The 20,819-nt window shown below is 73.3% G+C and carries 17 protein-coding genes; 15 read left to right on the top strand and 2 right to left on the bottom strand.

The genetic code is table 11. The annotated features are described in order from the left end of the window. The 15 genes from AB0K80_RS16510 to AB0K80_RS16440 are packed head-to-tail and all read left to right on the top strand — an operon-like array spanning nt 1 to nt 18,447. Entirely contained in the window at nt 1-2,181 is a 2,181-nt protein-coding gene (locus AB0K80_RS16510) for a bi-domain-containing oxidoreductase (RefSeq protein WP_365670011.1), read from the top strand. Then, nucleotides 2,178-4,121: an alginate lyase family protein gene (locus tag AB0K80_RS16505; RefSeq protein WP_365670009.1), complete on the top strand. Its 1,944-nt coding sequence runs from the start codon at nt 2,178-2,180 to the stop codon at nt 4,119-4,121. Before AB0K80_RS16510 ends, AB0K80_RS16505 begins: the two co-directional genes overlap by 4 nt. Nucleotides 4,122-4,129: 8 nt before the next feature. After that, nucleotides 4,130-5,674: a right-handed parallel beta-helix repeat-containing protein gene (locus tag AB0K80_RS16500; RefSeq protein ID WP_365670007.1), complete on the top strand. Its 1,545-nt coding sequence runs from the start codon at nt 4,130-4,132 to the stop codon at nt 5,672-5,674. Between the two features lies 1 nt (nt 5,675). Beyond that, entirely contained in the window at nt 5,676-6,908 is a 1,233-nt protein-coding gene (locus AB0K80_RS16495; RefSeq protein ID WP_365670005.1) for an O-antigen ligase domain-containing protein, read from the top strand. A gap of 2 nt (nt 6,909-6,910) precedes the next feature. Beyond that, on the top strand, nt 6,911-8,122 hold the full coding sequence (locus tag AB0K80_RS16490; protein WP_365670003.1) for a glycosyltransferase: 1,212 nt from the start codon (nt 6,911-6,913) through the stop codon (nt 8,120-8,122). Next, entirely contained in the window at nt 8,119-9,369 is a 1,251-nt protein-coding gene (locus tag AB0K80_RS16485) for a class I SAM-dependent methyltransferase (RefSeq protein ID WP_365670002.1), read from the top strand. The genes AB0K80_RS16490 and AB0K80_RS16485 overlap by 4 nt, the downstream gene beginning before the upstream one ends. After that, a complete protein-coding gene (locus tag AB0K80_RS16480) occupies nt 9,366-10,160 on the top strand; it encodes a sugar phosphate nucleotidyltransferase (protein WP_365670000.1) in 795 nt (264 codons plus the stop codon). Before AB0K80_RS16485 ends, AB0K80_RS16480 begins: the two co-directional genes overlap by 4 nt. Next, nucleotides 10,157-10,804 (top strand): PIG-L family deacetylase, encoded by a 648-nt coding sequence (locus tag AB0K80_RS16475; RefSeq protein ID WP_365669998.1) that lies wholly within the window; start codon nt 10,157-10,159, stop codon nt 10,802-10,804. The genes AB0K80_RS16480 and AB0K80_RS16475 overlap by 4 nt, the downstream gene beginning before the upstream one ends. 3 nt (nt 10,805-10,807) lie before the next feature. Then, nucleotides 10,808-11,833 (top strand): SDR family oxidoreductase, encoded by a 1,026-nt coding sequence (locus tag AB0K80_RS16470; RefSeq protein ID WP_365669996.1) that lies wholly within the window; start codon nt 10,808-10,810, stop codon nt 11,831-11,833. Further along, entirely contained in the window at nt 11,821-13,104 is a 1,284-nt protein-coding gene (locus AB0K80_RS16465) for a DUF4910 domain-containing protein (RefSeq protein ID WP_365669994.1), read from the top strand. Before AB0K80_RS16470 ends, AB0K80_RS16465 begins: the two co-directional genes overlap by 13 nt. 5 nt (nt 13,105-13,109) lie before the next feature. Further along, nucleotides 13,110-14,405, top strand: a complete 1,296-nt coding sequence (locus AB0K80_RS16460; RefSeq protein WP_365670295.1) for a hypothetical protein — start codon at nt 13,110-13,112, stop codon at nt 14,403-14,405. Next, a complete protein-coding gene (locus AB0K80_RS16455) occupies nt 14,402-15,349 on the top strand; it encodes a glycosyltransferase (protein ID WP_365669991.1) in 948 nt (315 codons plus the stop codon). Before AB0K80_RS16460 ends, AB0K80_RS16455 begins: the two co-directional genes overlap by 4 nt. Further along, on the top strand, nt 15,346-16,566 hold the full coding sequence (locus AB0K80_RS16450) for a polysaccharide pyruvyl transferase family protein (protein WP_365669989.1): 1,221 nt from the start codon (nt 15,346-15,348) through the stop codon (nt 16,564-16,566). Before AB0K80_RS16455 ends, AB0K80_RS16450 begins: the two co-directional genes overlap by 4 nt. Then, the gene (locus AB0K80_RS16445; protein ID WP_365669987.1) at nt 16,563-17,114 is read left to right on the top strand and encodes a dTDP-4-dehydrorhamnose 3,5-epimerase family protein; all 552 of its coding nucleotides are present in this window, start codon (nt 16,563-16,565) and stop codon (nt 17,112-17,114) included. The genes AB0K80_RS16450 and AB0K80_RS16445 overlap by 4 nt, the downstream gene beginning before the upstream one ends. 7 nt (nt 17,115-17,121) lie before the next feature. Further along, nucleotides 17,122-18,447 (top strand): glutamate-1-semialdehyde 2,1-aminomutase, encoded by a 1,326-nt coding sequence (locus AB0K80_RS16440; protein ID WP_365669985.1) that lies wholly within the window; start codon nt 17,122-17,124, stop codon nt 18,445-18,447. A 20-nt stretch (nt 18,448-18,467) separates the two neighbouring features. Here AB0K80_RS16440 and AB0K80_RS16435 read toward each other — a convergent pair whose 3' ends face one another. Then, nucleotides 18,468-19,130 (bottom strand): phosphatase PAP2 family protein, encoded by a 663-nt coding sequence (locus AB0K80_RS16435; protein ID WP_365669983.1) that lies wholly within the window; start codon nt 19,128-19,130, stop codon nt 18,468-18,470. 138 nt (nt 19,131-19,268) lie between these two features. Further along, nucleotides 19,269-20,786: an aldehyde dehydrogenase gene (gene adh / locus AB0K80_RS16430; RefSeq protein ID WP_365669981.1), complete on the bottom strand. Its 1,518-nt coding sequence runs from the start codon at nt 20,784-20,786 to the stop codon at nt 19,269-19,271. Between the last annotated feature and the right edge of the window lie 33 nt (nt 20,787-20,819).

Raw genomic sequence — 20,819 nt, 5'->3', positions numbered from 1 at the left:
GTGAAGCAGGTCGTACAGAACTACAAGAGCGGCGAGCTGGCCGTGCTCGACGTGCCGGTGCCGGGGTGCAAGCCGGGCGGGGTGCTGGTGCGCAGCGCCTACTCGCTGATCTCCACCGGGACCGAGCTGATGAAGGTGTCCGAGGCCGGCATGTCGATGCTCGGCAAGGCCCGCTCCCGCCCGGACCAGGTGGCCAAGGTCGTGCAGAGCGTGGCCACCAACGGCCTGCCCGCCACCTACCGCAAGGTGATGGGCAAGCTGGACTCCTACACGCCGCTGGGCTACTCGCTGTGCGGGGTGGTCGAGGAGGTCGGCGCCGGCATCGACGACGTGAAGGTCGGCGACCTCGTGGCCTGCGCCGGCAACGAGCACGCGTTGCACGCCGAGCTGAACTGGGTGCCGAAGAACCTGTACGCCCCGGTGCCGGACGGCCTCGCGCCCCGGCACGCCGCCTTCGGCACCGTCGGCTCGATCGCGCTGCAGGGCGTCCGCCAGGGCGAGCCGCAGCTCGGCGAAGTGGCGCTGGTCATCGGCCTCGGGCTGATCGGACAGCTGGTGGTGCAGCTGCTGGCCGCCTCGGGCGTGCGGGTTGTCGGAGCCGACCCCGACCCGGTGCGCTGCGAGCTCGCCGAACGCCTGGGCGCCGCGGCCTGCGGCGATCCCGCCTCAGCGGCCGTGGCGGCCGCCGTCGCCGAACTCACCGGCGGCCTGGGCGTGGACCAGGTGTACCTGGCGGCCGGCGGCGGCAGCAACCAGCCCGTCGAGCTGGCCGCCCAGCTCAGCCGCGACCGCGGCCGGGTCGTCGACATCGGCAAGTGCCGCCTGGACCTGCCCTGGAACGCGTACTACGAGAAGGAGCTCGACGTCCGGTTCTCCCGCTCCTACGGCCCCGGGCGCTACGACCCGGAGTACGAGCTGGAGGGCCGGGACTACCCGATCGGCTACGTGCGCTGGACCGAGCGCCGCAACCTGGCGTGCTTCCTCGACCTCCTCTCCCGCGGCAGCGTCGACGTGGAGCCCCTGATCTCCCACATCGCCGACTTCGACGACGCCGTGGAGACGTACCGGAGCCTGAAGGACGGCGACCTGAAGGCCGTGGCCGTCCTGTTCCGCTACCCCGAACACACGCCACAGGAAGCGGCAGCCCCGGTGGTGACCGTGCCCACCGTGCCCGTGCGGCCCCGTCCGGTCCGGTCCGCCAGGCCACCGGTGCGGCTGGCGTTCGTCGGCGCGGGCACCTACGCGACGTCGATGCTGCTGCCGCACCTCGCGCAGCGCGACGGCGTCGAGCTGTCGACGGTCGTCACCACCACGGCGCTGTCCGCGGCCAACGCGCGGCGCAAGTTCGGCTTCGCCCAGGCGACCACCGACCTCGACGCCGTGCTCGGCGACCCGTCCATCGACGCGGTGTTCGTGGTCACCCGGCACAGCTCGCACGCCGGCCTGACCCGCAAGGCCCTCCTCGCCGGCAAGGCGGTGTTCGTCGAGAAGCCCCTGGCCCTCACCGAGGAGGAACTCACCGGCGTCCTCGCGGCGGTGGAGGAGTCCGGCAACGACCGGCTCCAGGTCGGCTTCAACCGCCGCTTCGCGCCGCTGCTGCGGGAAGCCCGGCAGCGCTTCGGCGCCCGGACCGGTCCGGCGAGCCTGCGCTACCTGGTCAACGCGGGCCGGCTCCAGCAGGGCAGCTGGTACCTCCGGCAGGGCACCGAGGGCTCGCGGTTCGCCGGGGAGGGCGGACACTTCATCGACACGGCGAGCTGGCTGCTCGATGCCGACCCGGTCTCGGTGTACGCCGTCGCCTCGCCCGGCAACGAGGACCTCCAGGTCGTCCTGCGCTACCCGGACGGATCCACCGCCACCCTCAGCTACGTCACCACCGGCGCGCCCGGCTTCCCCAAGGAGACGCTGGACCTCGTCGCCGACGGCAAGGTGCTGCGGCTGGACGACTTCGTCCGCGCCTCCGTCTACGGTGGCCGGCGCAAGCGGTGGGTCAGTTCGCGGCTGCCCAAGGCCCGGGACAAGGGCCAGAACGCCGAGCTGGCCGCGTTCGTCAAGGCCGTGCGGACCGGCGGGCCGATGCCCGTCCCGCTGCAATCGCTGGTGGCCACCACGGCGGCCACCCTCGCCGTGCAGGCCGGCCTGGCCGGCGGCGCGCCGGTGACGCTGGCGGAGGCGCGATGACCATGAGCGCGGGCTGGTACCTGCGGCGGCTGTCCCGGATGGGACCGCGGGAGGTCGGCGGCCGGGTGGGCGACGCGGTGCGCCGGCGGCGGTGGCGCTCGGCGCCGCCCGACGGCCCGGTCGTGACCGGCGCCCGGTTCACCGCGGTCCTGCCCGCCGGGACGATCGCCGCGGTGCCCCCGGACGCCGTCAAACGCCTCCTGGCCGAGGCGGACCGGCTGATGGCCGGGCACGCCGAGTACTTCGGGGTGCACCGCGACGACCTGGCCGACCCGGACTGGTGGTACGACCCGAAGACCGGGCGCCGGGCCCCGGCGGGCTACGCCTTCGACGTGCCGTACCGCAGCGAGGACGCGGTCGGGGACATCAAGCAGATCTGGGAACCGTCCCGGCACCAGTACCTCACCGTCCTCGCCGCCGCCTACGCGGTCACCGGGGACGACCGGTACGCCGAGCGGGTGGCCGGGCACCTGCGGTCGTGGTGGGCGGCCAACCCGCCGCTGCACGGCGTGCACTGGATCAGCGGCATCGAACTGGGCATCCGGCTGCTGTCCTGGGTGTGGATCCGCCGGCTGCTCGACGGCTGGCCGGGCGCGGCCGCCCTGTTCGAGGACAACCCGGTGGCGCTGCGGCAGATCTGGCACCACCAGCGCTGGCTGGCCGCGTTCCCCAGCCGGGGGTCCTCCGCGAACAACCACGTCATCGCCGAGGCCGCCGGTCAGGTGGCAGCGGCCTGCGCGTTCGGCTGGTTCCCCTCCTCGGCGCGCTGGCGCGCCGACGCGCTGCGGTCACTGCAGCGGCACCTCAGCGCCAACACCTTCGCCTCCGGCCTCAACCGCGAGCTGGCCACCGAGTACCACGGACTCGTGCTGGAGCTCGGCCTGGCCGCGGTGGCGGAGGCGGATACCGCGGGCGTGCCGGTTCCCGCGTCGGTCCGACTGGTGCTGCTGCGGATGACCGACGCGCTCGCGGCCGTCGTGGACAGCCGGCTGCGGCCGCCCCGCCAGGGCGACGCGGACGACGGGCACGGTCTGGTCGTGGACGGCGCCGGCACCGACCGCTGGGCCTCGCTGCTGGCCACCGGGGAGGCCGTGTTCGGCCGGCTCGCCTGGTGGCCGGACGTCAACGGCACCGATGTGCGCACCCCGCTGCTGGCCGCGCTCATCAAGCCCGGTGGACTGTCCGTGACGCGCCCCGAGAACCGCCCGGCGCATTTCGCGGACGCGGGCATGACGATCCTGCGCGGCCCGGGGGAGATCTGGTGCCGCTGCGACGGGGGACCGCACGGCTTCCTGTCCATCGCCGCGCACGCCCACGCCGACGCGCTGTCGGTGGAGGTCCGGCACGACGGGGTCGACGTGCTCGCCGACCCGGGCACGTACTGCTACCACGGGCAGCCCGAGTGGCGGCAGTACTTCCGGTCGACCCTCGGGCACAACACCCTGCGGCTGGACGGCGCGGACCAGTCCGTCTCCGGCGGCCCGTTCCTGTGGACCCGGCAGGCCCGCAGCCGCGTCCTGGCCGTCGACACCTCCGACGCGGAGGTGGCCCGCTGGTGCGCCGAACACGACGGCTACCGGCCCTGCGTGCACCGCCGCCGGGTGGAACTGAGCGCCGCCGGCCAGGAGGTGCGCGTGGTCGACGAGGTGCGCGGCCCGCGCCGGGCCGTGCAGCTGGCGTTCCACCTCGGGCCGGCGATCGCCGCGCACCTGGTGGGCAGCCGGGCCGCGCTCACCTGGACCCGGGACGGCGAGGACCGCTCCGCCGTGCTCGACCTGCCCGGGCAGCTGAGCTGGCGGGCGCACCGCGGCGAAACCGACCCGCCGCTGGGCTGGTACTCGGCCGGCTTCGGGCGCAAGGAGCCCGCCACCACGCTGGTCGGCACCGGGTTCACCGACGGCCGGCAGGGGTTCACCACCGTCCTCGGGTTCCGCGGCTAGGAGGGCGCGTGGGGATCAGGAAACGACACTGGGCCTGGCCGGCGGCACCGCTGGCACTGGCCCTGCTGTCCGCGACCGGCTGTACGAGCACGCCGGACGCCCCGGCGAAGCCGGGCGCGGCCGGCGCGCCGTCCCCGTCCGGCGCGTCCGCCCCGCGCGTGGCCCGGGTGTGCGCCCAGCCCGCGGCAGGCCCGGCGAAGGCGCCGGCGGGCGCGGTGCCGGTCGACCCCGCGGTGGTCGGCGACCTGGCCGCGAAGACCAGGAGCAGCCCCGCGCACACCACGTTCTGGCTCCGCCCCGGCAGGCACCGGCTCGCTCCCGACCGCTACGCCCAGGTCGTCCCCAAGGAGGGCAACCGCTATCTCGGCGCGCCGGGCGCGGTGCTGGACGGCCGGAAGAAGAACCAGTACGCGTTCGGCGGCACCGCCAGGGACGTCACGATCCGCTACCTGACGGTGCAGGGTTTCGTCGCGCCGCAGGACGAGGGCGTGGTCAACCACGACTCGGCCGACGGGTGGGTGATCGAGCACGCGACGATCCAGGACAACTCCGGTGCCGGGCTGATGGCCGGCGCCCGCCAGCGGGTCCGGGCCAGCTGCCTGCGCGGCAACGGCCAGTACGGCATGAACGCCTACAAGGCCCACGGCCGGATCAGCGGCCTGGTCGTCGAGGGCAACGAGATCGCGGGCAACAACACCGGCGACTGGGAGCGGCGGCGGGAGGGCTGCGGCTGCACCGGAGGCATCAAGTTCTGGGCCGTCGACGGCGCCGACGTACGCGGCAACTGGGTGCACGGCAACCGCGGAGCCGGGCTGTGGGCGGACACCAACAACAACGACTTCCGCATCGAGGACAACCTGCTTGAGGCCAACGACGGCGCCGCGCTGATCTATGAGACCAGCTACAACGCGGTCATCCGGAACAACACCATCCGGCGGAACAACTGGGTCGAGGGCCGCAGGGCGGCCGACCGCGGCGACCCCTTCCCCTTCGCGACGGTCTACGTCTCCGAATCCGGCGGCGAACCACGGATCCGGGCCCGGACGGACAAGCTCGACATCTACCGGAACGTGCTGGAGGACAACTGGTCCGGGATCACCCTGTGGGAGAACGCCGACCGGTTCTGCAACAGCCCCGCCAACACCTCCTCCGGTGACTGCACGCTGCTGGTGAAGAACACCGAGCGCTGCGCACAGCCGGCGATCGCCACCGCGCCCCTGTACGCCGACTGCCGGTGGAAGACCCAGCGGGTGGACATCCACGGCAACCGCTTCCTGCTGGACACCTCCGTCGTCAAGTGCGCGGTGCAGTGCGGCCGTATGGCGGTGCTCGCCAACTACGGCACCTACCCGGACTGGTCGCCGTACAAGGGCGACCGGGTGGCCGAGGCGATCACCAGCGGGCAGCACAACCGCTGGCACGACAACGTCTACCGCGGACCGTGGAGCTTCGTCGCCCACGATCCGAGCCGGACGCTCGACTCCGGGCAGTGGCGCAGCACGCCGTACCGGCAGGACGCGGGCAGCACCTTCCGCGCAGGGGACGGTGGTTGAGATGGGCGTGGACCGCACGCCGAGGGCCGTCGGGACCGTCTGGGGACTGCTGGTCCTCAACACGCTCGGCTCGGCCGGCGCGCAGACCATCGTCCCGCTGCCCCGCTCCCTCATCCAGATGGTCACGATGGGCGCGCTGGTCGCCGCCTTCGCGCTGGCGCTCACCCTCAACCCCCGGCTGCGGGTCCGGCCGAGCGCCTACCTGTTCCTGCTGACCCTGCTGCTGGTGCCCAGCGTGATCTCCAGCGCGGACCTGGGGTCCGGGTTCGGCGCGCTGTTCCGCTGCGCCCGGCTGGCTGTCTTCGTCGCCACGCTGTGGTTGCTCAGCCGCTGGTGGGACGGCGGTCTGACGTTCGTGAGGCACCACGTCCGGATGTACTTCGCGGTGCTCGGGTCGGTGGCCGTCGGCCTGGCCGTCTCACCGGGCGCGGCCCTGCCCGAGCTCTACGGCGGACGGCTGGTCGGCGCGGTGTGGCCGCTCACCCCACCGCAGATCGGACAGTACGCCGCGGTGATCATCGGGCTGACCGTGCTGCTCCTGTTGGGCCGCCGGACCGACAAGGCCGGCGCGGCGGTGGTCATCGTGCCCTCCCTCGTCCTGCTCGCGCTGACCCACACCCGGACGGCCACGCTGGGCCTGCTCATCGGGCTGGTGCTGGCGATCGGCTCCCTGGTCCTGACCAGCGCCGCAGCCCGCCGGTTCTTCGCCTGGGCGGTGCTGTGCGCGGCGGTGGCCGCGGTCGCGCTCGGCTCCGCGCTGCAGGCGTGGTTCCTGCGCGGACAGAGCCAGGAGAACTTCTCCAGCCTCACCGGCCGGGCCAAGGTCTGGCACGCCCTGCTCGCGGCGCCGCGGACGACCGCGGAGCAGCTGTTCGGCGCGGGCCTGGGCGACAAGTCCTTCGGCGGGCTGCCCATCGACAACAGCTGGCTGGCCGTCTACCAGGAACAGGGCCTGCTCGGCGTCGCCCTGGTCGCGGCGTTCGTCGTCGTGCTGGGCACCGTCGCGCTGCTGCGGCCGCCGTCGCTGCAGCGGGCCTGCGCGGTCTTCCTGATCAGCTACTGCGGGATCGCGTCGTACACCGAGGCCGGACTGGGCGACGCCTCACCGTACCTGCTGCACCTGGCCGTGGCCGCCTCGCTGCTGGCGGCACCCGCCCAGGCCACGCCCCTCCCGGCGCCCGACGGGACGCGACGGCACATTCCGCGCTGGGCCCGGAGAACGGAGGTGACCTGAGCATGCACGTTCTGGTGGTGCACAACCGCTACTCCTCGGCGCAGCCGAGCGGCGAGAACAAGGTGGTCGACCAGGAGGTGGCGCTGCTGCGCGAGGCCGGCCACCGGGTCGGGGTGTTCGAGCGGCGCAGCGACGACATCGCCGCCCGGTCCCTGCCGGGCAAGGCGGCGGTACCGCTGCTGGTGCCGTGGAACCCGGCGGTCCGCACGGAACTCACCGCCCGGCTGCGCAGCGAGCGGCCGGACATCGTCCACGTCCACAACGTCTTCCCGCTGCTGTCGCCCGCGGTCCTCGCCGCCTGCGCCGACGCGGGCGTGCCCGCCGTCGCCACCCTGCACAACTACACCCAGGTCTGCCCGCCCGGCACGCTGCAGCGGGACGGCCGGCCGTGCACCGCGTGCGTCGGATCGGCGGTCCCGCTGCCCGCCGTCCGGCACGGCTGCTACCGCAACTCGCGTCTGGCGACGGTGCCGCTCGCGGTCAGCCTCACGGTCAACCGGCGGCGCTGGTGGTCCGGGGTGGAGCGGTTCCTGTGCATCTCCGCGGCGCAGCGCGATGTCCTGGTCCGGGCCGGCATGCCGGGCGAACGGCTCGCCGTGAAGCACAACTTCGTACCCGACCCGGGCGCCTGCCGGGCAGGCGGGGGAGAGCACCTGCTCTTTCTCGGCCGGCTCGCGCAGGCCAAGGGCGTACGGCTGCTCATGGCCGCCTGGGACGAGATCGCCGCGAGCGGCGGTGCGGGCGTACCGCTCGTGATCGCCGGGGCGGGGCCGCTGCAGCGGGAGGTGACCGCCTGGGCGGCGGGCCGGGACGACGTGCGCTACGCCGGCCTGCTGGACCCGGCGGAGTGCCGGCAGGCCGTCGCGCGCTCGGTCGCCGTGCTGGCTCCCTCGACATGGCTGGAGGCGTTCGGCCTGGTGGTCGTGGAGGCGATGGCGGCGGGGGTCCCGGTCGTCGCCGCCGGTCACGGCGCCTTCGTCGAACTCGTCGAGGAGGGGGTGACCGGGCTGCTGCACCGGCCGGGTGACGCCGCCTCGCTCGCGGCCTGCGTACGCCGGATCGCGGCCGAGCCGGACCGCAACCGGGAGATGGGCGAGGCGGCCCGGCGCCGCTACGAGCAGGGCTTCAGCCCGGCCGTCGGGCTGGAGCGCCTGGTGGAGGAGTACCGCACCGCGATCGCGGGTCGGACGGAAGCAATGGGGGGCAGGACATGACACGATGCCGACTGTGCGGCTCGGCGGCGCTGGCGAGCGTCGTCGATCTCGGTGCGACGCCACCGTGTGAGAGCTTTCTCGCCGCGGACCAACTGGACCAGCCGGAACCGGCGTACCCGCTGCACCTGCGGGTGTGCACCGACTGCTGGCTGGCGCAGATCCCGCCGCTGATCACGCCGGAGGAGACGTTCAAGGAATACGCGTACTTCTCCTCCTTCTCGACCTCCTGGGTGGAGCACGCCCGCAGGTTCGTCGCCGACGCCGTACAGCGGGTCGGTCTCGGACCAGGCGCCTTCGTGGTCGAGGTCGCCAGCAACGACGGGTACCTGCTGAAGCACGTGGTGGAGCGGGGGATCCGCTGCCTGGGCATCGAGCCGTCGGTGAACGTCGGCGCGGCGGCGCGCGAGGCGGGGGTGCCCACGCTCACGGAGTTCCTGTCCCCGGACACCGGCTCGGCCGTCCGCGCCGAGCACGGCCCGGCAGACCTGGTCGTCGCCAACAACGTGTACGCGCACATCCCCGACGTGATCGGGTTCACCCAGGGACTGCGCGCCCTGGTCGCCGACGACGGCTGGGTCTCCATCGAGGTGCAGCACCTGCTGACCCTCATCGAGGAGAACCAGTACGACACGATCTACCACGAGCACTTCCAGTACTACACGGTCGCCTCCGCGATCCGGGCGCTGGCGAGCGGCGGACTCACGCTCGTCGACGTCGAGTTGCTGCCCACGCACGGCGGCTCCATCCGGCTGTGGGCCCGGCCGGCCGAGGTGGCCGGCGAGCCGGCGCAGCAGGTGGCCGACGTACTGGCCCGCGAGAAGGCCGCCGGACTGCAGGAGCTGTCCGGGTACACCGAGTTCTCCGCCCGGGTGGCCAAGGTGCGCCGCGACCTGCTGAAGTTCCTCATCGAGGCGGCCGAGCGCGGCGAGACGGTCGTCGGCTACGGCGCTCCGGGCAAGGGCAACACCCTGCTCAACCACTGCGGCATCCGGCCCGACCTGCTGCCGTACACCGTCGACCGCAACCCCTACAAGCACGGCCGGTTCACCCCGGGCACCCGCATCCCCATCCTGCCGCCCGAGCAGATAGCGGCCGACCGGCCGGACTACGTGCTCGTCCTGCCGTGGAACCTGCGGCCCGAGCTCGTCGAGCAGCTGTCCTACGTGCACGACTGGGGCGGCCGGCTGGTCTTTCCCATCCCGGAACTGAGCATCGTCGAGGTCCCGTCCCGAAAGGTCACAGCATGAAGGTCGTTCTGTTCTGCGGCGGTTACGGGATGCGGATGCGCAACGGAACCTCCGACGACGTGCCCAAACCCATGGCGATGGTCGGCCCCAGACCGCTGATCTGGCACGTCATGCGCTACTACGCGCACTACGGGCACAAGGAGTTCATCCTGTGCCTCGGCTACGGGGCCCACCACATCAAGAACTTCTTCCTCACCTACGAGGAGACCACCTCCAACGACTTCGTGCTGCGCGGCGGGCGGACCGAGCTGCTGTCCACCGACATCGCCGACTGGACGATCACGTTCGCGCAGACCGGCATCGAGTCCCCCATCGGGGAGCGGCTGCGCCGGGTGCGCCACCACCTGGACGGCGACGAGATGTTCCTCGCCAACTACGCCGACGTCCTCACCGACGCCCCGCTGCCGGAGATGATCGACAGGTTCGCGCAGCGCGACGCCGGCGCGTCGATGATGGTCGTGCCGCCGCAGTCCTCGTTCCACTGCGTGGAGCTGGGCGAGGACGGCCTGGTCGGCGGCATCACCGCGGTGAGCGAACTGCCGCTGTGGGAGAACGGCGGCTACTTCGTGCTCCGCCAGGAGATCTTCGACCACATCCCGGAGAACGGGGACCTGGTCGCCGACGGATGCGCCCAACTGGCCAAGCGTGGCCGGCTGGTGGCCCACCAGCACCGCGGCTTCTGGAAGCCGACCGACACCGTCAAGGAGCGAGCCGCGCTCGACGAGGCCTACGCCCGGGGCGAGCGCCCGTGGGCCGTGTGGGAGCGGGACGGCGCGGCGGTGAGCGCGTGATCCGGCTCGGGACCGGGCGCGTGGACCGGATCGTCGCGGTGGGCGCGCACTGCGACGACATCGCCCTCGGCGCCGGCGGCACGCTGCTGACGCTGTGCCGCGCGCGGCCGGGCCTCCGCGTCGACGCGCTGGTGCTGACCGGCGGCGGCAGCGAGCGGGAGCAGGAGGAGCAGGACGCGCTCACCGCCTTCTGCCCGGGCGCCGACCTGCGGCTGACCGTGCACAAGCTGCCGGACGGCCGGCTGCCCGCCCACTGGGAGGAGGCCAAGGCCGCGGTCGAGGAGCTGCGCGCGGCGACGGAGCCGGATCTCGTGCTGGCCCCGCGCACCGCTGACGCGCACCAGGACCACCGCGGCCTGGCCACGCTGATACCCAGCGCGTTCCGCGACCACCTCGTGCTCGGCTACGAGATCGTCAAGTGGGACGGCGACCTCGGCCGTATGACGGCGTACCAGCCGCTGACGCCCGAGATCGCCGAACAGAAGGTGCGGCTGCTGCAGGAGCACTACCCCTCGCAGCGCCACCGGCCCTGGTACGACCGGGAGGCCTTCCTCGGGTTGGCCCGGATCCGCGGCATCGAATGCCACGCGCGCTACGCCGAGGCGTTCGCCGTCACCAAACTCACGCTCAACCTGGGGGGTTGACCCATGCGCGTACTGCTCACCGGACACCAGGGCTACCTGGGCACCGTGATGGCCCCGGTCCTCACCGCCGCCGGACACGAGGTCGTCGGCCTCGACTCCGGCCTGTTCGCCGACTGCGTCCTCGGCCCGGCACCCGCCGACCCGCCCGGGCACCGGGTGGACCTGCGCGACGTCACGGCCGGCCACCTGACCGGGGTGGACGCCGTGATCCACCTGGCCGCGCTCTCCAACGACCCGCTGGGCTCGCTGGCGCCGGACCTCACCTACGACATCAACCACGGCGCGTCGGTACGGCTCGCCCGGCTGGCCCGCGACGCCGGGGTGCGGCGCTTCCTGTACGCGTCGACCTGCTCGGTCTACGGCGCCGCCGGCGGCGACGACCTGGTCACCGAGGACGCCCCGCTGCGCCCGGTGACGCCGTACGCGGAGTCCAAGGTGCGGGTGGAGGACGACCTGCACGCGCTGGCCGACGGCGACTTCACCCCGGTGTACCTGCGCAACGCCACCGCCTTCGGCTACTCGCCCCGGCTGCGCGCCGACATCGTGCTGAACAACCTGGTGGGCCACGCGCTGCTGACCGGCGAGGTGCTGGTGATGTCCGACGGCACCCCCTGGCGCCCGCTGGTGCACGCCGCCGACATCGCGCGCGCCTTCACGGCCGCGCTGACAGCGCCGCGCGAGGCGGTCCACGACCGGGCGTTCAACATCGGCAGCGAGACCAACAACGTCACGGTCGCCGAGATCGCCCAGCAGGTCGCCGAGGCGGTGCCCGGCTCCGAGGTGGTGATCACCGGGGAGACCGGGGCCGATCCGCGGTCCTACCGGGTGGACTTCTCCCGGTTCCGCGCGGCGATACCCGGCTTCGACTGCGAGTGGACGGTCAAGCGCGGCGCGCTCGAACTCGCCGACGCCTACCGGGCACACGGGCTGACCAAGGAGGCCTTCGAACAGCGCTTCACCCGGCTGGCCGTGCTGCGCGCGGCGTCCGAGGCCGGTGCCGTGGACGACACCCTGCGGTGGCGCCCGTGACCACGCCCGGCGACGCGATGTACGCCCTGGTGGAGCGGCTGTACCCGCTGTGCCGGAGCATCACCGGCGACGGCGTGCGCGCCACCCTGGACATCGTCGGCGAGTACGTTCCGCTGGACGTGCACGAGGTGCCGACCGGGACCCAGGTGCTCGACTGGACGGTGCCGCAGGAGTGGAACATCCGGGACGCCTACATCGCCGACGCCTCAGGCCACCGGGTCGTCGACTTCGCCGCCTCCAGCCTGCACGTGCTCGGCTACAGCGTGCCGGTGTCGGCGACCCTGCCCCTGTCCGAGCTGCGCCCCCACCTGCACACCCTGCCCGACCACCCGAGCTGGGTGCCGTACCGCACCAGCTACTACAAGCCGGACTGGGGGTTCTGCCTCGCCCAGGAGACCCTGGACGCGCTGCCGGACGGCGAGTACGAGGTGCGCATCGACTCCACCCTCGCCGACGGCCACCTCACCTACGCCGAGCACGTGGTCCCCGGGCAGGTCCCCGACGAGGTGATCGTCTCCTGCCACGTCTGCCACCCCTCGCTGGCCAACGACAACCTGGCCGGCATCGCGGTGGCGACGTTCCTGGCGCGGGAGCTGGCCGAGCGGACGCCGTATTACACCTACCGGTTCGTCTTCGCGCCCGGCACCATCGGCGCGATCACGTGGCTGGCCCGCAACGCCGAGCGGGTGGAACGGGTCAGGCACGGGCTCGTGCTGGCCTGCGCGGGTGACCCGGGCGCGCTGACGTACAAGCGGAGCCGGCGCGGTGACGCGGAGATCGACCGGGTGATGCGGCACGTGCTGGCCGCCACCGAACGCCCGCACCGCGTCGTCGAGTTCACCCCCTACGGCTACGACGAGCGGCAGTACTGCTCGCCCGGGTTCGACCTCGGCGTGGGCTCGCTCACCCGCACCCCGTACGCGGGCTACCCCGAGTACCACACCTCGGCGGACAACCTGGAGTTCGTCTCCCCCCAGGCGATGGCGGACACGCTCGCCGTCTGCCGCGAGGCGTTCGCCGTACTCGACCGCAACCGGCGGTACGTCAACCTCAGCCCCTACGGCGAACCCCAGCTGGGGCGGCGCGGGCTGTACGACGCGCTCGGCGGCCGCAGCGACACCAAGCAGGCCCAGATGGCCCTGCTCTGGGTGCTCAACCTGTCCGACGGCGAGCACAGCCTGCTGGACGTCGCCGAGCGGTCCGGGCTGCCGTTCGACACGGTCGCCGCCGCGGCGGACGCCCTGCACGACGCCGGGCTGATCAAGGCATGACGCCGATGACCACCGGGGAGAACCCGCGGACCACGACGCCGAGGGCCGCATCCGGCCGGCGGGCCCTCGCCGGCCGGCTGTCCTGGGGACTGGCCGACCAGGCGGCCTCCAGCATGTCCAACTTCGCGGTGGGCATCTACGTGGCCCGCTCGCTCGGCGTGACCGCGTTCGGCGTGTTCAGCCTGGCCTGGGTCACCTACGGCGTGGTGCTCAACGTCTCCCGCGGGCTGGCCACCGACCCGCTCACGGTGCGCTTCAGCGGCGTGCCGGAGGCGTCCTGGCGCGCCGCGGTGGCCCGGTCGACGGGAACCGCGCTCGGCGTGGGCGCGGCCATCGGCGCGGTGTGCCTGGTGGCCGGACCGGCCCTCGGCGGCCGGGTGGGGCCCGCGTTCACCGCGCTCGGCGTCGTACTGCCGGGGCTGTTGCTGCAGGACGCCTGGAGGTTCTCGTTCTTCGCCGCCGGTGCCGGGCGCAAGGCGTTCGTCAACGACCTCGTGTGGTGCGTCGCGCTCGTCCCGGCCCTGCTCGCGGCGGCCCGCGTGGGCAGCGTGGCCGCCTTCGTGCTCGCCTGGGGCGCGTCCGCCGCGGTGGCCGCCGCCTACGGCTGCCTCCAGTCCGGTATCCGGCCCCGGACGGCCGGCGCGCGCGGCTGGCTGCGCGAACAGCGCGACCTCGGCTCCCGGTACCTGGTGGAGAACGTCAGCCTCAGCGGCGCGAGCCAGCTGCGGGCGTACGGCCTCGGTGCGATCGCCGGGGTCGGCGCGGTGGGCGCGGTGCGGGGCGCCGAACTCCTGCTCGGCCCGTTCCTCGCCGTGCTGATGGGTCTCTCCCTGGTCACCGTCCCGGAAGCGGCACGGGTGCTCCGGCAGAGCCCGCAGCGGCTAGAAACGTTCTGCCTCCTGCTGGGCGGCGGGCAGGCCGCCGCCGCGCTGCTGTGGGGCGCGGCACTGCTGCTGATGCCGGACCGCCTCGGCGAGCTGGTGCTCGGCGGCGTCTGGCACTCCGCCGCACATCTCATCGTGCCGGTCACCCTCGGCGTCGCGGGCGCCGGCCTCGGCACCGGCGCGGCGGCCGGGCTGCGCGCGCTCGGCGCGGCCCGCCGCAGCCTGCGCTGCCAGCTGTTCGCCTCCGCCGGGTACGTCGGCGGCGGGCTCGGCGGCGCGGCCGTCGCCGGCACCGTCGGCTCCGCCTGGGGCGTCGCCGCCGCGACACTCAGCGGCTCGGCCGTGTGGTGGCTGCAGCTGCGGTCCGCCCTGCGCGAGCACCGCCGCAACCCCGTCTGCGAAGTGAGGACCCCATGACCGACCGTCCCAGGCTGAGCATCGGCCTGCCCGTCTACAACGGCGAGGAGTACCTGGCCGAGTCGCTCGACGCCCTGCTCGGCCAGACCTACCAGGACTTCGAGCTGATCATCTCCGACAACGCCTCCACCGACGGAACCCAGGACATCTGCCGCACCTACGCGGCCGAGGACTCCCGCATCCGGTACCTGAGGCTGCCCCGGAACATCGGCGCCACACCGAACCACAACCGGGTGCTCGCCGAGGCCCGCGGCGAACTGTTCAAGTGGGCCTCGCACGACGACCTGTACGGCCGGGACCTGCTGCGGCGCTGCGTCGAGGCGCTGGACGAGCGGCCGGACGTGATCCTCGCCCACACCGACCAGGCGGTCATCGACGGCGACGGCCAGGTGAAGATCCCGTACGCGTACACGCTCGCCACCGGCTCGCCGCACGCGCCGGAGCGCTTCCGCAGCCTGCTGTTCGAGCCCGGCGGCGACGACTTCTACGGGGTGATGCGGACCGACGTACTGCGCCGGGTGAAGCCGATGGACAGCTACCACCACGCGGACCGCACCTACGTCGCCGAGATCACCCTGCACGGACGCTTCCACCAGGTGCCGGAACTGCTGTACTTCCGCCGCGACCACCCCACCCGCGCCGAGCGGGCGAACCCCTCCAAGCGCGCCCGGTGCGTCAACCTGGACCCGCGGCGGGCCGGCCCGCTGCACCCGACGCCCCGGCTGCTCGCCGAGTACGTCTGGGGCTTCGCCTCGGCGATCCGGCGGGCGCCGCTGTCCCCGGCCGACCGGCGCGCCTGCTTCCGCCACCTGGCCGCGTGGCTGACCAGCCGGGTCCGGCCGGGCACCGGCGAGCGGGTCGAGGACCGGGCCCCGGTCGACCCGGCCCTGCTCACCGTCTCCGTGGACGCCCTGGTCGCGGGCCGTGAAGGGCGGCGGGCATGAGCACGGCGACCCGGGTGGGGCTGTTCGGCCTGCTCGGGTCGGGCAACCTCGGCAACGACGGCTCCCTCGAAGCCGTGCTCGGGTACCTGCGCGCCGAGCACCCGGAGGCGGCCGTGGACGCGCTGTGCGGCGGACCCGAGGCCGTCACGGCCCGGTTCGGCATCCCCGCGACGCGGCTGCACTGGTACCGCGGCGAGTACCGGACCGCCTCCCGCGCGGGCGCGATCGCGGCCAAGGGACTGGGCAAGGCCGTCGACGTGTTCCGCACCGCCGCCTGGGTGCGCCGGCACGACGTGGTGATCGTGCCCGGCATGGGCGTCCTGGAGGCCACGCTGCCGCTGCGCCCCTGGGGCTTCCCGTACTCCCTGTTCCTGCTCTGCGCCTCCGGCCGGCTGTTCGGCACCCGGGTCGCGCTGGTCGGCGTCGGCGCCGCCCCGATCCGCGACCGGCCGACCCGGGCCCTGGTGCGCTGGTCGGCGCGGCTGGCCGCGTACCGCTCGTACCGGGACGTCCAGTCCCGCGACGCGCTGCGGGCGATGGGCGTGGACACCACGCGCGACGCGGTCCACCCGGACCTCGCCTTCGCCCTGCCGGCGCCGCGGGTGAGCGCGCCCCCGGGGGCTGCGGGCACGGTCTGCGTCGGCGTCATGGACTTCCACGGCGGCAACGACGACCGCGCCCGGGCCGAGGAGATCCACCGGCGCTACCTCGACGGGACGATCCGCTTCGTCCGCGCGCTGGCCGGGGAGGGCAGACCGGTCCGGCTGCTCACCGGCGACGCCTGCGACGCGCCGGTGGTCGCCGCGATCCTCGACGCGGTGGACTCGCCGCTGGTCACGGCCGCCGAGGCGCGCTCGCTGGCCGGCCTGATGAAGGAGACGGCGGCCGCCGACACCGTGGTGGCGATCCGGTACCACAACCTGATCTGCGCGCTGAGGACCGGCACCCCGGCCCTGGCCGTCAGCTACGCGGCGAAGACCGACGCGCTGATGGACCGGATGGGCCTCGGCGCGTACTGCCACCCGGCGCGCGAGGTCGACGCCGGCCGGCTGCTGGAGCAGTTCCGGGCGCTGGAGAAGCGGGCGGACGAGCTGCGGCACACCCTCGCCGAGCGCAACCTGACCGCCACCCGGCAACTGGAGCGGCAGTTCACCGCCTTGACCGCGGCCCTGTTCCCGGCGGCCGGCCGCGCCCGAACCCCTCAGGAGACCGCGTGAAAGCGACCGAAGTCCCCGCGATCGCCGGGGCGTACCTGTTCGAGCCGACGCCGTACGCCGACGAACGCGGCTTCTTCTGCCGCACCTTCGACGCCGACGTGGTCCGCTCGGTGGGCCTCGACCCGCACGCCTTCGTCCAGGACAGCGTGTCCCGCTCGGTCCGGGGCGTCGTCCGGGGCCTGCACCTGCGCTCCGGCTCCGGCGAGGCCAAGCTGGTGCGGTGCTCGTACGGGGAGATCTTCGACGTCGTCGTGGACCTGCGGCCGGACTCACCGACGTACCGGAACCGAGCCTTCTTCGAGCTGTCCGGCGAGACGCAGACGACCCTGTACATCCCGGCGGGGTGCGCGCACGGCTTCCAGGCGCTCACCGGCCCCGCCGACACCTCGTACCGGATCGACCGCCCGCACGATCCCGCCGAGGACGTCACGATCGCCTTCGACGACCCGGAGCTCGCCATCCCCTGGCCGCTGCCGGTCACCTCGATGTCCCCGCGGGACCGGGAGGCCCCGAGCCTCGCCCAGGTCCTGACACACATGGAAGGGTGAAGTCGCCTTGGACACCGAAGAGTTCCTCCTGCCCCGGTCGCGGGCGGCGAACGAGCGGCTGCACGCCCTGGTCCCCGGAGGCGCCCACACCTACGCCAAGGGCGACGACCAGTACCCCGAGGACCTGGCCCCGGTCATCAGCCACGGCCGCGGCGCCCACGTGTGGGACATCGACGGCAACCGCTACATCGAGTACGGCTCCGGTCTGCGGTCCGTCAGCCTCGGCCACGCCCACCCCCGGGTGGTCGAGGCGGTGCGGCGCGAACTCGACCGCGGCAGCAACTTCGTCCGGCCGTCCATCGTGGAGGTCGAGGCCGCGGAACGTTTCCTGGCGACGGTGCCGACCGCCGAGATGGTGAAGTTCGCGAAGAACGGCTCCGACGCCACCACCGCCGCGGTACGCCTCGCCCGCGCCGCCACCGGGCGCCCGAGGGTGGCCCTGTGCGCCGACCATCCCTTCTTCTCCGTCGACGACTGGTTCATCGGCACCACACCGATGTCCGCCGGCATCCCGGCGGCGACCACCGAACTGACCGTGGCGTTCCCGTACGGGGACCTGGCCGCCACCGAGGACCTGCTCACCCGGTACGAGGGCGAGGTCGCCTGCCTGATCCTCGAACCCGCCACCCACACCGAGCCGCCGCCCGGCTACCTCGCCGGCCTGCGGGAGCTGGCCGACCGGCACGGCTGCGTCCTGGTCTTCGACGAGATGATCACCGGCTTCCGCTGGTCGGAGGCGGGCGCCCAGGGCCTGTACGGCGTCGTCCCCGACCTGTCCACGTTCGGCAAGGCGCTGGGCAACGGGTTCGCCGTCTCCGCGCTGGCCGGGCGCCGCGAGCTGATGGAGCGGGGCGGGCTGCGGCACTCCGGCGACCGGGTGTTCCTGCTGTCCACCACGCACGGCGCGGAGACGCACTCCCTGGCCGCCGCGATGGCCGTGCAGACCACCTACGCCGAGGAGGGCGTCACCGCCAAGCTGCACGCCCTCGGCGAGAAGCTGGCCGCCGGGGTCCGCGACGCCGCGGCGAGCATGGGCGTCGGCGACCACGTCGTCGTCCGCGGCCGCGCCAGCAACCTGGTCTTCGCCACCCTCGACGAGAGCGGGCAGCCGTCGCAGCAGTACCGCACCCTGTTCCTGCGCCGGCTCCTCGCGGGCGGGGTACTGGCCCCGTCGTTCGTGGTGAGCAGCGCGCTCGACGACGCCGACATCGCGCACACCGTCGAGGCGGTGGCCCAGGCCTGCGCGGTGTACCGGAAGGCACTGGACGCCGGCGATCCCACGCCCTGGCTGGCCGGGCGGCCGGTGAAACCGGTGTTCCGCCGCCTGGTGTGACCGCTCGGTGTGACGTGCCCTCAACGGCCCGCACGCCGAAGGAGGGTGGCCGTCCGGTCGATCAGCCACGCGGTCGCCGGGATCACCGCCAGCGCGGTGCAGCAGCCGCCCAGGACGTCCGTGGGGTAGTGCGCGCCCAGGGCGACCTGCGCCCACCCCATGGCGGCGCCGGCCACCAGCGCCGCGGTGAGCACCAGTGACAGGCCGGCCGCCCCGCCGAGGCCGAGCCGGCCGGCCGCGAGCAGCGCCGCGATGAGGGCGACCGCGGTGAGGAAGGCGGTGTGCCCGCTCGGGTAGGACAGGTTGCCGGCGCCGTGGATGGTGCGCCCCACCAGGTGTTTGAGCAGCGTCGCCGTCCCCACGGCCGTGGCGGCGCCGGCGACGGCGAGCACCGCCGCGCGAGGACGCCGCAGCAGCAGGAGGCCGGTCACGGCGGCCATGACCAGCAGCGCCGCTCCGGCCGGCTCTCCCAGGAAGTCGACGGCCAGCGCGACGCCCCGCCACGGCTGCCGCACACGGTCCGCCGTCGGGTCGACGACCCACCGGTCCACCCTGCCGGGCTCACTGTGGCCGGCGTACAGCACCCCCAGCACGACCACCATCAGCGCGGCGAGGACCGCGACCAGCCCGAGGCACCCGCGCAGCGCCGCGGGCAGCACCGCGGCCGCGGGCCGGCCGGTCACCCGCCCACCGCGTCCGCCGACTCCCCGTTGCGCTGCGGCCGGGCGGTCCAACGCGAGCCCCCTGTCGTGTCGGCGTCGGGATCAGCCCCGACCCTAACAACCGCCGCTCGCGCCGGACCGCCCGCCGACGAACCGTGGCTAGAAGAAGCCCAGCTTCTTCGGCGAGTAGCTCACCAGCAGGTTCTTCGTCTGCTGGTAGTGGTCGAGCATCATCTTGTGGGTCTCGCGGCCGATCCCGGACTTCTTGTAGCCGCCGAACGCCGCGTGCGCCGGGTAGGCGTGGTAGCAGTTCGTCCACACCCGGCCCGCCTTGATCTCCCGGCCCAGCCGGTACGCGGTGCTCCCGTCCCGGGTCCACACGCCCGCGCCCAGGCCGTACAGCGTGTCGTTGGCGAGCTTGAGCGCCTCCTCGACCGAGTCGTACGTCGTCACCGACACCACCGGGCCGAAGATCTCCTCCTGGAAGATCCGCATGTCGTTGCTGCCGCGGAAGATGGTCGGCTCGATGTAGTACCCGCCCTCCAGCCCGGGCACCGTACGGGTACCTCCGCCCGTGACGAGTTCGGCCCCCTCCTGCTTGCCGATGTCGAGGTAGGAGAGGATCTTGTCGTACTGGTCGGCGCCGGCCTGCGCGCCGATCATGGTCGCCGGGTCCAGCGGATCGCCGCTGACGATGGCCCGGGTGCGTGCGACGCAGCGGGCCATGAAGTCGTCGTAGATGGCGGAGTGGATCAGGGCGCGGGACGGGCAGGTGCACACCTCGCCCTGGTTCAGCGCGAACATCACGAAGCCCTCGACTGCCTTGTCCAGGAAGTCGTCGTCGGCGGCCGTCACGTCGGGCAGGAAGATGTTCGGGCTCTTGCCGCCCAGTTCCAGTGTGACGGGGATGATGTTCTCGCTGGCGTACTGCATGATCAGGCGGCCGGTCGTGGTCTCGCCGGTGAAGGCCACCTTCGCCACCCGCGGGCTGGTGGCGAGCGGCTTGCCCGCCTCGACGCCGAACCCGTTGACGACGTTGACCACGCCCGGCGGCAGCAGATCGGCGATCAGGTCGATGACGTAGAGCAGGCTCACCGGGGTCTGTTCGGCCGGCTTGATGACCACGCAGTTCCCGGCGGCCAGCGCGGGCGCCAGTTTCCAGGCGGCCATCAGCACCGGGAAGTTCCACGGGATGATCTGGCCGACCACCCCCAGCGGCTCGGGGAAGTGGTACGCGACCGTGTCGGCGTCGATCTGAGCGATGCTGCCCTCCTGCGCGCGGATCACCCCGGCGAAGTAGCGGAAGTGGTCCACGGCCAGCGGGATGTCGGCGGCCAGCGTCTCGCGGACCGGCTTGCCGTTCTCCCACGTCTCGGCGACGGCGATCTCCTCCAGGTGCTGCTCGATGCGGTCCGCGATCCTGTTGAGGACGTGCGCGCGCTCGGCGGCCGAGGTGCGGCCCCACCGGTCGGCCGCCCGGTGGGCGGCGTCCAGGGCCAGGTCGACGTCGGCCGCGGACGACCGGGCCACCTCGCAGAAGACCTCGCCCGTCACCGGTGTCGGGTTGTCGAAGTAGCGGCCCTCCACGGGGGCGACCCAGTCACCGCCGATGAAGTTGTCGTAGCGGCGGGCGAAGGTGACGATGCTGCCGTCCGTTCCGGGCTGCGCGTACACCATGGCGGCTCTCCTCGGTGTTGAGCGGATGGTGAC

Source organism: Streptomyces sp. NPDC052682 (assembly GCF_040678435.1).
Taxonomy (GTDB): domain Bacteria; phylum Actinomycetota; class Actinomycetes; order Streptomycetales; family Streptomycetaceae; genus Streptomyces.
This window is presented reverse-complemented; position numbering and strand designations above follow the sequence as displayed.